The sequence below is a fragment of the Microcystis sp. LEGE 00066 genome (assembly GCF_015207925.1).
Classification (GTDB): Bacteria; Cyanobacteriota; Cyanobacteriia; order Cyanobacteriales; family Microcystaceae; genus Microcystis; species Microcystis ichthyoblabe_A.
In genome coordinates, this window is the sequence record NZ_JADEVX010000166.1 from 1 (window position 1) to 9,373 (window position 9,373).

Here is a 9,373-nt window from a genome sequence, read left to right on the forward strand (position 1 = left end):
CCCTACACCCCACACCCTACACCCCACACCCCGCTACGTTCACGGGGATTAAACTGGTAAAGCGTGACACAAAACTGCTAGAGTTACCAAAGACGAGTATATAAACTTTACAGATATTGTATGAGAGTTTTGGTTATTGGCGGAGACGGCTATTGTGGTTGGGCAACGGCACTCCATCTATCAAATAGAGGTTACGAAGTAGGCATACTTGATAGTTTAGTTCGTCGCTATTGGGACTTACAATTAGGCTGCGATACCTTAACACCGATCGCACCCATATCTCATCGGATTCAACGCTGGCAAGATCTGACGGGAAAATCGATCGATCTTTTTGTCGGGGATATTAATGACTACGACTTTCTGATTCAATCCCTGCGACAGTTTCAACCAGACACCATTGTTCACTTCGGAGAACAGAGATCTGCACCCTTCTCCATGATCGATCGCGAACACGCAGTTTTAACCCAAGTTAACAACGTGGTTGGCAATTTAAACATCCTCTACGCGATGAAAGAGGAATTTCCCGAAGCGCACCTAGTAAAACTGGGAACCATGGGTGAGTATGGCACACCGAATATAGATATTGAAGAAGGCTACATCACGATCGAACATAACGGTCGTAAGGATACTTTACCCTATCCCAAACAGCCCGGCAGTATGTACCATCTTAGCAAAGTCCACGATAGCCATAATATCCATTTTGCCTGTCGGATGTGGGGTTTAAAAGCCACAGATCTCAATCAAGGGGTGGTTTATGGAGTCCTCACCGAAGAGACGGGAATGGATGAGATGTTAATTAACCGTCTCGATTACGATGGGGTTTTTGGCACTGCTTTAAACCGTTTTTGTATTCAAGCGGCGATCGGTCATCCCCTAACAGTGTACGGTAAAGGTGGTCAAACGCGAGGATTTTTAGATATACGCGATACCGTGCGTTGTTTGGAATTAGCGATCGCCAATCCTGCTCAATCCGGGGAATTCCGCGTTTTTAACCAATTTACCGAACTGTTTAGCGTCGGTGACTTGGCACTGATGGTGAAAAAAGCTGGTTCTGCGTTAGGGTTAAATGTGGAGATTAACAATCTTGACAACCCGCGCATCGAGTTAGAGGAACATTATTTTAACGCTAAAAACACAAAATTACTCGATCTAGGCCTACAACCTCACTATCTCTCCGATTCTCTCCTTGATTCCCTCCTAAACTTCGCCACCAAGTATAAAAATCGGGTAGATATGAATCATATCCTACCAAAAGTCACTTGGAAACGATAATTTATTAGTAAATGATAAGTTGAGGATGGGTTACTTGCCCATCCTTTGCGTTTTTCTAATGTATCGCCATCAAACTCGATCTTAATCCGCACTGATGGGAATTATTGTCGTCCGCGATTGCGGGAATTAGCGCGACGTTCCTGCATTAACTGGGAAAATTCCTGTCTTTGAGCGGGAGTTAAGACTTGACGAATTTCTAAAAAACTTTCAAATTGCAGGTTACTCATTTCTTGGCGATTGCGAGAGATTTGCTGATGTTTAGCACGAATATCTCGATCGGAGGCATTATTCGATAATAAACTATTTAATTCTTGTTCGTTGCTTCTCAGGGTTTCTCGCAACTGTTTGGTTTTTTCCTGATATTTCTGACGAATAGCGGCAACTTTCGACTTTTGCTCATCGGTAAGGTTCAATTGTTCAATTAGTCTTTCTCTAGAATTATTAATCCGACGGGGACGATTTTCAGGACGCTGGGGAGAGCTAGTTTGAGCAATAAATAGACGATCTTGGGGATAGGATAGCACAGTGACAGTGGGGACTAGGTTAGCGGCCAGAGTTAAAGCCATGGTTGTGCCGAGAATCGAGACAGTAGAAAAGTACATAATTGACCTTGACAAAGAAATTAAGGATTATAGGTAGAATAGGTGAGTTGAGGCTCGTTTAAGCTCATCCAAGGGGAACTATAAACGCTAGAAGCAGCAATCGGTGGAGCGATGCTATGGTTCCAACTCTCCACTAAAAAAGCTTCTAACTGCTCGTCAGAAATTTGGCCCAGTTGTGGATGAGGATCGGACCAACGATAGGAAGCAAAAATCAGCACAGATAAGGCAGTAATACCAGTTATCCACCCCAATAAAGGCGGCAATTTTGGGAAATTTACTGGCTTTTCTTCCCTAATCATTTGCATTAACTGTTTTTCTTCATCTATCATCGGTTGAGGTGGCAGCGATGGACGATAGCGACGCAGAAAATTAACCACTTTGTCATCTTCTGGGGACATTAGAGAACTCCTTGTTTTTGCAAAAATTGGCCCATGGTTTTACGCGCATAATGAAGACGTGATTTCACCGTACCGAGGGGAATTTCTAGGATTTCGGCGATTTCCTTTTGGGGTAAGTCCTCTAGATCGTGAAGGACAAGGACAGCGCGATGTTCTAAACTGAGAATTTCTAACCCTTGTCGGACCACTTCCTCATAATGCAGTTGCATCAAATCAGGACTATCTTGGGGACGGGATTCGCTATCAAAGGAGTTTTCCTGATCAGTGCTTTTGGCGATCCTCATTTGTCTTTTGGCTAATTGTCGCCGACCATCGATCGCCACATTGCAAGTAATCCGATAAACCCAAGTGGAAAAGTATTCAGGTGAACGCAATTTCGGCAACCCGTGCCACACTTTTAAAAATACCTCTTGGACAAAATCCTCTAGGAATTCCTGTCCACAGAGTTGATAGAGAGTAGAGCGGATTTTTGGTTGATAAAGACGGTAAAGGTGACGAAAAGCACCCCGATCACCCCTTTGACATTTTAAAACTAACTCTCGATCGCTCACACTTTTTTGCTTCTCGGTTATCACCTCGATCATTCCCCTCACCCCTAGCTACTTGTCCCTTTAGACTAGGGGGTGTCAAGAATGGTTCATAACCAGTGATCAGTTATCAGTTATCAGTTATCAGCTTTTTTCTCCCCACACCCCACACCCCACACCCGATCATCGAGGGAGTAATTGTTGATAGAAATCCAATTGTTTTTGAGCGAGGGCTTTATTAGTATAATTGGTCATTACTCTCTGATAACCCCTCTGGCCTAATTCTTGAGCGAAGCTGGGATTATCTAAGAGAGTTTGTATAGATTTAGCCAGTGCCTCTCCATCTTTTTCGGGAAAAATTAAACCCGTATCAGCAATAACAAAGGGAATTTCTCCTGAATCGGAACCAATAACAGGAACCTGACAGGCCATAGCTTCAATTAAAACATGACCGAATTGTTCTTTCCAACCGACGGCCGTTAAAGTTTTGACCTGATAGGTGATTTCTGAAGGCAAAACTAAAGTGTTCATCAGGTTAATATAATTAACTACTTGATCGTGGGGAACACTTTCCACTATCATCAAGCGATCGCTTATTGCTGCGGCTGTAGCTTCCCTGACTATTTTATCTTTCAGAATTCCCCGACCTAACAATAATAATTTCCACTTACCTGTTAATTTAGTTACAGCTTTAATCAAGGTTAAAATGCCTTTTTCTTCCACAAAACGACCGATAAAACCAATCACAAATTCATCGCTTTCAATGCCTAAAGATCGGGATAAATCGGGTTGCTTGCCTTGGGAAAAAAGAACTTCATCCACGCCTAATTGCGGTAAAACGGTGTATTTACCCCTGTAACCCCGTTCTTTTAAAACATCTACTCCGTCCTGATTACCGGCAATTAAACCATCGGTATTTTTCAGGTTATAAGCTTCTAACCAAGAGATGGGAAATTTAGGAGTATAGGGAAGATTCCACCAGGTAAAAAATACATTTTTAGCCTGGAGATTTAAGAGACGATTCAGAGTAATAAATTGTGCATAACCGAGAGATTTAGAACCCTGTTCCACTTGAATAATATCTGGTCTAAATTTTTGCAATAAAGGAATTATATCAGTGCCAAAAGTTAATAAAGATTGGTTATTCTGGCTAAAATTAGAGATAGGAATGACTCGGAAATTATCGGCTATTTTCGGTTGACTTTCAATGATTTTATTTTGGACTCCTCCTGGTTGCCAACGTTGGGGAACGACAATAGTAACCTCAATATTGGGATTTAATCTTGTCAGGGAGCGCAGTTTCTCACAGTTGAGATCAACTATATATGTATGACTAGCGACTAAAATTCTCATAGATTATCTAATTTTGTATAAATTTGGCCATCATTCCAGAGGGACTTAACTTGAGTTTTCAGAGCATCGAGAAAACCTAAACCATAAAAAATTCCCCTAGAAAGAATTTTAATCGGGGAACCACCCTTATTACAGGGAGGATTGCCAAGAACGTGACAGTCAAATAATTTAGCATAGAGTCGCAATTGTTGCCCGGGAGTGAGATTTTTCAGAGCCATCAAAAAGTGATTATGATAAAAAGTCGTCTGATAACTCAAAGAACGAGTGCTAATATCATGACAGCCGCCGGTTTCTTCCCCTAAATGAACCAGATAAGCGGTGGGATCGTACCAGACATGATAGGGAGTCTGGCGTAATCTTAAGCAAAAATCCGATTCCTCGCGCACGGCACTGCCACGAAAGCGTTCATCGAACCAAATGCCGTATTTAGTGAATATATCCCTTCTAAAAGACATATTACAGCCCCGGGCCGAGATTACCTGCTGGGGTTTAGTGGTGTGGACAAGATCGATGTAATACCAAGCAATGCCCGGATCCATGGCTTGGGGGGGTAAAAAGTCGATTTCGTAGGGTTTGCCAGTATCTGTCACCATTTTTTGGGAGTCACCCAATTTCATGCGATCGAATACCCGACCGGCTACTACACCTATCTCAGGGTTCTTGACAAAATTCTCACCATGTGCTTTGAGATAATTATCCGGTAGCCGCACATCATCATCGATAAAAAGAACGATATCGCCCCGGGTGCGACGGACTCCATAATTTCTGGCACCGGGTAAACTCGCCCAATCCAGCCGATACCAGCTAATTTTGTGCTGATTAGCCAGATTTTCTAGATAGGATTGTATTTCGGGGCTGTGGGTAGCGGTTTGATCGATAACCAATACCTCAAAATTGGGGTAATCCTGTTTGAGTAGGTCATCGAGGGTATCTTTAAGAGGCTCTTCGCGTCGATAGGTGGGTATGATGACAGAAATCGAGGGAAAATTCATAGCAGTAATCAGTGATCAGTGATCACTGATAACTGATCACTGAAAGGGCTGATAGCTTATAGTAATTTTAAGCTAAAGAAATACCTTTGCGTTTAAAATTTAAGCCCTTTTTGGAGGATTTTGTTTCAGTTTCCCCCGCCAAAATTTTGGCTTCTTTTTCCTGTTTTTCGATCACGGGTAATTTAAAAATTACGCCCGCAAATATCCAGTAATAAACGCCCACAGGATCCGTATCGAGGGCATACCAATAGGGAAGATAGGCAACAAAGAGCAGCAAAACCCAATAACTACCGGCAAAACCCCGCAGAGTGGGATCTTTGAGGGAAAGATAGGTGCGGAAGGCCAGATAAACTAGATGGGTTATGAATATCATGTACAAGGCAAAACCAATGTATCCCAACTCGAATAAAATTTTACTGTGAAAGGTTTCCACGAAAGAAATATAACCGAAAAACCTAGCAGAAGATGTGGCCACACCGAGTCCACGACCTAAAATACCGCCCTGATTACGGATAGCAAAATCCAACTGTTCTTGAATAAAAGCGGTGGGGGGACTGTTTTGCCAACGGGCGACGGCACTATCGTAGCGTTGTTGGATAAAATCGGGGTTAAGGAAAGAAAAACCGACAGCTAGGAGTAAAGCGACGGAAAAAATGATCGGCAAAAATCTTTTTAAGTTAGCGATTTGTCCTGTAAGAATTGTCATCAGACCGACAATCATCGGTACAGCAAAGAAAGCTAATCTTTGCCCGGAGACCACTGCATTAATAAGAACTAGGGTTAAACCCACTAGGGCTGCTAGTCGCCATTTTTGAGAAATTTCACTAAAGGCACTGGCATAACAAATCACGGCACTAGAGACCAAAAACCAGGCCCAGTGCCAGGGAGAAACAAAAGTACCCGGTAGGCGGATCATATTCACTTCCGGACTATATATTAATGACCCACCAACCAAACACCTTGCCTCTAAGGTGGCTTTGTATAGTAAATCACCCACGTAGCCTCTAGTTCCTGCACAACGACCGGTTTTCAGCATCCAGTATTGCATTAGCCCTAGGACACAACAAATAATCACTAAAGTCACTAAAAGACGACTAAAAAATAATAGGGTGGGTTTGTCTTTGATCAAGTAATAAGTGCAGAAGATCAAGGGGACATAACCTAGCAAAACTTTAAACCCTAATACTCCTTGCAGAAAAGTCTCACTTTCCCGACAGGGAAGTCCGACCAAACGGCCATCCCTAAAGATACTCATCCCAGCCACGGAATCGCAAGTAGGCAGAAATTGTCTCTGTAAATTGACGGCTAATAGACAGACTACACAGAAAACAAAGATTAATAATAGGGTTGTACCCAATTGTTTCGGGACAATAATCGGTAATCGCTTTTTTCGACATTCTAAAACTAAGGCGATTAAAGCGGGTAGATAAAAGATATCTTTACTTAGCTGGAGGATTGGACTACCCCCCAACCAATAGACGATAGTGCCAGTGAAGGGGACATAGATAATAAATGTCCAAAGAGCCGTACGAGGATAGCTAAAGGAGAAAACTCCTAAAATTAAGGCTAAACTTACTACAGCTCCTATCTTGGGATCAAACAATAAGCTGAGGGGTAATCCGATCAAAATTGCTACACAAATAGCAAAAACAATCAACCCTGTTAACTTTTGTTTCCTTTGCCTTTCTTCTTTTTTGAGGGCAAGTCTCTCTTTGATGTTAGGTGGGCGACTATCGGCTTTTGTTTCCCCTTGTTTATTCTTTTTTTTCTTGCGATCGATACTTAGTCCAGTCATAATTATCCCTTGCTAGGCTAGGCTAAGGGCATTATAATCCCTGTTCCCCTCGATCGACTACAAAAGATAGCTTCGCACCGCTTCTACGAGCCTTTCTGTCCAAAAACTGGCTAATTCGAGGGTTTCTGCTTCCACCATTACCCGAATTAACGGTTCTGTCCCGGAAGCTCGCACCAAAATTCGGCCTTTTTCCGCCATGGCTGTCTCAGCTTGGCAGATTTCCCGTCGCAAAGGTTCACATTGCTGCCAATTACGTCGCACTTCTCTATCTTCCACCCGCACATTGCGTAAAATCTGCGGATAGGTGACAAAGCTATGATCGACTAAATTAGCCAAGGAAACCGCCGATTTCTGCACTAAAACCGCTAAATGTAGGGCGGTTTGCATTCCATCCCCAGAAACTCCGTAATGATGGCAGAGAATATGGCCGGATTGTTCACCCCCTAGCATGGCCCCAGTTTCCCACATTTGCGCCTGAACGTGCTGATCACCCACGGCAGTCCGCAAGAATTGACCCCCCAGTTTTTGCCAAGCGCGTTCAAAGCCTAAATTAGCCATCACCGTTGCTACTAATAACCCATCCGGTAGCTGTCCGGCTTCTAGGAGGGAACGACCCCAAAAATAGAGGATATAATCGCCATCTACTACTCTACCCTGACTATCCACGGCCAAGACTCGATCGGCATCGCCATCGAAAGCAAACCCTAAATCCGCTTGCTGATTAATCACCGCCGCCTGTAAGCTTTCCAAATGGGTAGAACCACAATTAACATTAATGCGATCGCCATCGGCTCGATCGTGTAGGCAGATAACTTCCGCCCCCAAGGTTTGGAATACTAAAGGTGCTAGGTTAACGGCTGCCCCCCAAGCTAGATCCAAAACTATTTTTAATCCCGATAGGTTAATATCCTTCCCGACGGAATCAATGACAGCTTGATAATATTTTTGGATTAATTCGGGACAAAAAGTCGCTTTTCCCCAATTTACTGGTTTATCTGCTAATTCTAAATTGCCCCTTAAACCCGCTTCTATCTGTGCGGCTAAACTGCCAGACAATTTTAAACCGCTGCCGTCAAAAAATTTAATGCCGTTATCTTCAGGAGGATTATGACTGGCAGAAATCATGATCCCCCCCATCGCTTCGCTTTCTCTGGTTAAATAGGCGACGCAGGGAGTGGGACATAATCCCAGTTGCCAGACTTCTATTCCCGCCCAAGTTAAACCCGCAGTGATAGCATTGGCTAACATATCACTCGAATTACGGGAATCTTGACCGATAATTACTGGTTTGGTGACACCAGCTTGATTTTTTAATACCTGTCCCGCCCAAAATCCGATTTGTAGCGCTAGGGGGGCAGTTAATAATTCTCCCACTTGGCCGCGAATTCCGTCCGTGCCGAACAGGGGTGATGACGGTAATTCGATCAAACCCCCTAAGGATAACAGGGGATGCGATCGAGCTTTTTGCCCATTTTGATACGATAGAGACGCTACCATGGCCGATTCCTTTCCTCACACAACACACTCAGAGGATAACACGATCACCGATTTTTTCAAATCAATGTTCCCAGTTGACCCTAATCCTCCTCCCGGAGTTCCTTACATAGGGTGTGGGGTGTGGTGCGATTCGTTGGCTAGAAACTAGACAGTAAGACGTTTAGAGGATTAGCCGCTTGGTAAATGTAGTACCTTGATAACTTTATAACCATACAGGTGCGGGTTAGTAATAACCTTAGTCCTGTCCTCTAGATGCCTAGAGTGACGGCATTTCCTGCTGCTTTAGACTTGGTACATCTGAGGTAGTGAGCGAGGAAAAAAAGTGGTATCTGATAGCCTAAATCAGAAACCCGTTGAGCCAGAACCTATGGATAGCCCTGGGGCGAAGATACGAATTAACCATCGTCAACACCCACGAGCCAAAAGGCTGACAGGCTCGAAACAAAAGTTAACAGAGTTGGGGCTGATAGCTCATACCACTATCAGTAAGGCATTCCCGTTACTCTCGGTGGACAGTATCATCCTAATGGTTCAACCAATGGTTATAGGGAACGAAGTAACCCTGATTGACTCTGCCCGTTTGGGGCAGTAGGAAACCATCCGCAAGTCAATAGAGGGAGAGGATGTCCTTAAAAGCCAAGGCTTTGAGTAATATCAAAGATATGCTGACAAAGGACGGGTAACTAGGAAGTCTAAGCAACAATCAACGGTCATATACGCCCTAAAACCAACAATCTTGTCTGGTGGGGATACAGCCAAGAGGGTTGAATAGACAAGGAAATAATAATTCCCATTATTATTCTACTAATGACAGTAGCCTAGTTACTCAGGAGCCGGATACGGCGAAAGTCGTAAGTCCGGTTTTGAAGCAGGGGGTGGGAAGGCGACTTCCTGCTCTACTGTAACGGGTGTGGGGTGTAGGGTGTGGGGTGTAGGG

Annotated in this window: 8 protein-coding genes; 1 reads left to right on the plus strand and 7 read right to left on the minus strand. The window is 43.7% G+C overall.

Annotated elements, in window-relative coordinates:
* The first annotated feature begins 120 nt into the window (after nucleotides 1-120).
* Nucleotides 121-1,272, plus strand: a complete 1,152-nt coding sequence (locus IQ224_RS18495) for an NAD-dependent epimerase/dehydratase family protein (RefSeq protein WP_194033329.1) — start codon at nucleotides 121-123, stop codon at nucleotides 1,270-1,272.
* Between the two features lie 101 nt (nucleotides 1,273-1,373).
* On the opposite strand, the gene IQ224_RS18500 is transcribed toward IQ224_RS18495, so the two are convergent.
* From IQ224_RS18500 to glmM, 7 genes are all read right to left on the minus strand, one after another.
* Nucleotides 1,374-1,874: a Spy/CpxP family protein refolding chaperone gene (locus tag IQ224_RS18500; protein ID WP_194033330.1), complete on the minus strand. Its 501-nt coding sequence runs from the start codon at nucleotides 1,872-1,874 to the stop codon at nucleotides 1,374-1,376.
* A gap of 20 nt (nucleotides 1,875-1,894) precedes the next feature.
* On the minus strand, nucleotides 1,895-2,272 hold the full coding sequence (locus tag IQ224_RS18505; RefSeq protein ID WP_194033331.1) for a hypothetical protein: 378 nt from the start codon (nucleotides 2,270-2,272) through the stop codon (nucleotides 1,895-1,897).
* A complete protein-coding gene (locus tag IQ224_RS18510) occupies nucleotides 2,272-2,856 on the minus strand; it encodes a sigma-70 family RNA polymerase sigma factor (RefSeq protein WP_036402619.1) in 585 nt (194 codons plus the stop codon). Before IQ224_RS18510 ends, IQ224_RS18505 begins: the two co-directional genes overlap by 1 nt.
* Before the next feature lie 126 nt (nucleotides 2,857-2,982).
* Entirely contained in the window at nucleotides 2,983-4,152 is a 1,170-nt protein-coding gene (gene hpsO, locus IQ224_RS18515; RefSeq protein ID WP_194033332.1) for a hormogonium polysaccharide biosynthesis glycosyltransferase HpsO, read from the minus strand.
* On the minus strand, nucleotides 4,149-5,144 hold the full coding sequence (hpsN, locus tag IQ224_RS18520; protein WP_194033333.1) for a hormogonium polysaccharide biosynthesis glycosyltransferase HpsN: 996 nt from the start codon (nucleotides 5,142-5,144) through the stop codon (nucleotides 4,149-4,151). Before hpsN ends, hpsO begins: the two co-directional genes overlap by 4 nt.
* 67 nt (nucleotides 5,145-5,211) lie before the next feature.
* Nucleotides 5,212-6,939, minus strand: a complete 1,728-nt coding sequence (hpsL, locus tag IQ224_RS18525) for a hormogonium polysaccharide biosynthesis protein HpsL (RefSeq protein ID WP_194033334.1) — start codon at nucleotides 6,937-6,939, stop codon at nucleotides 5,212-5,214.
* Nucleotides 6,940-6,996: 57 nt separating this feature from the next.
* Nucleotides 6,997-8,436 (minus strand): phosphoglucosamine mutase, encoded by a 1,440-nt coding sequence (gene glmM / locus IQ224_RS18530; protein ID WP_194033335.1) that lies wholly within the window; start codon nucleotides 8,434-8,436, stop codon nucleotides 6,997-6,999.
* Between the last annotated feature and the right edge of the window lie 937 nt (nucleotides 8,437-9,373).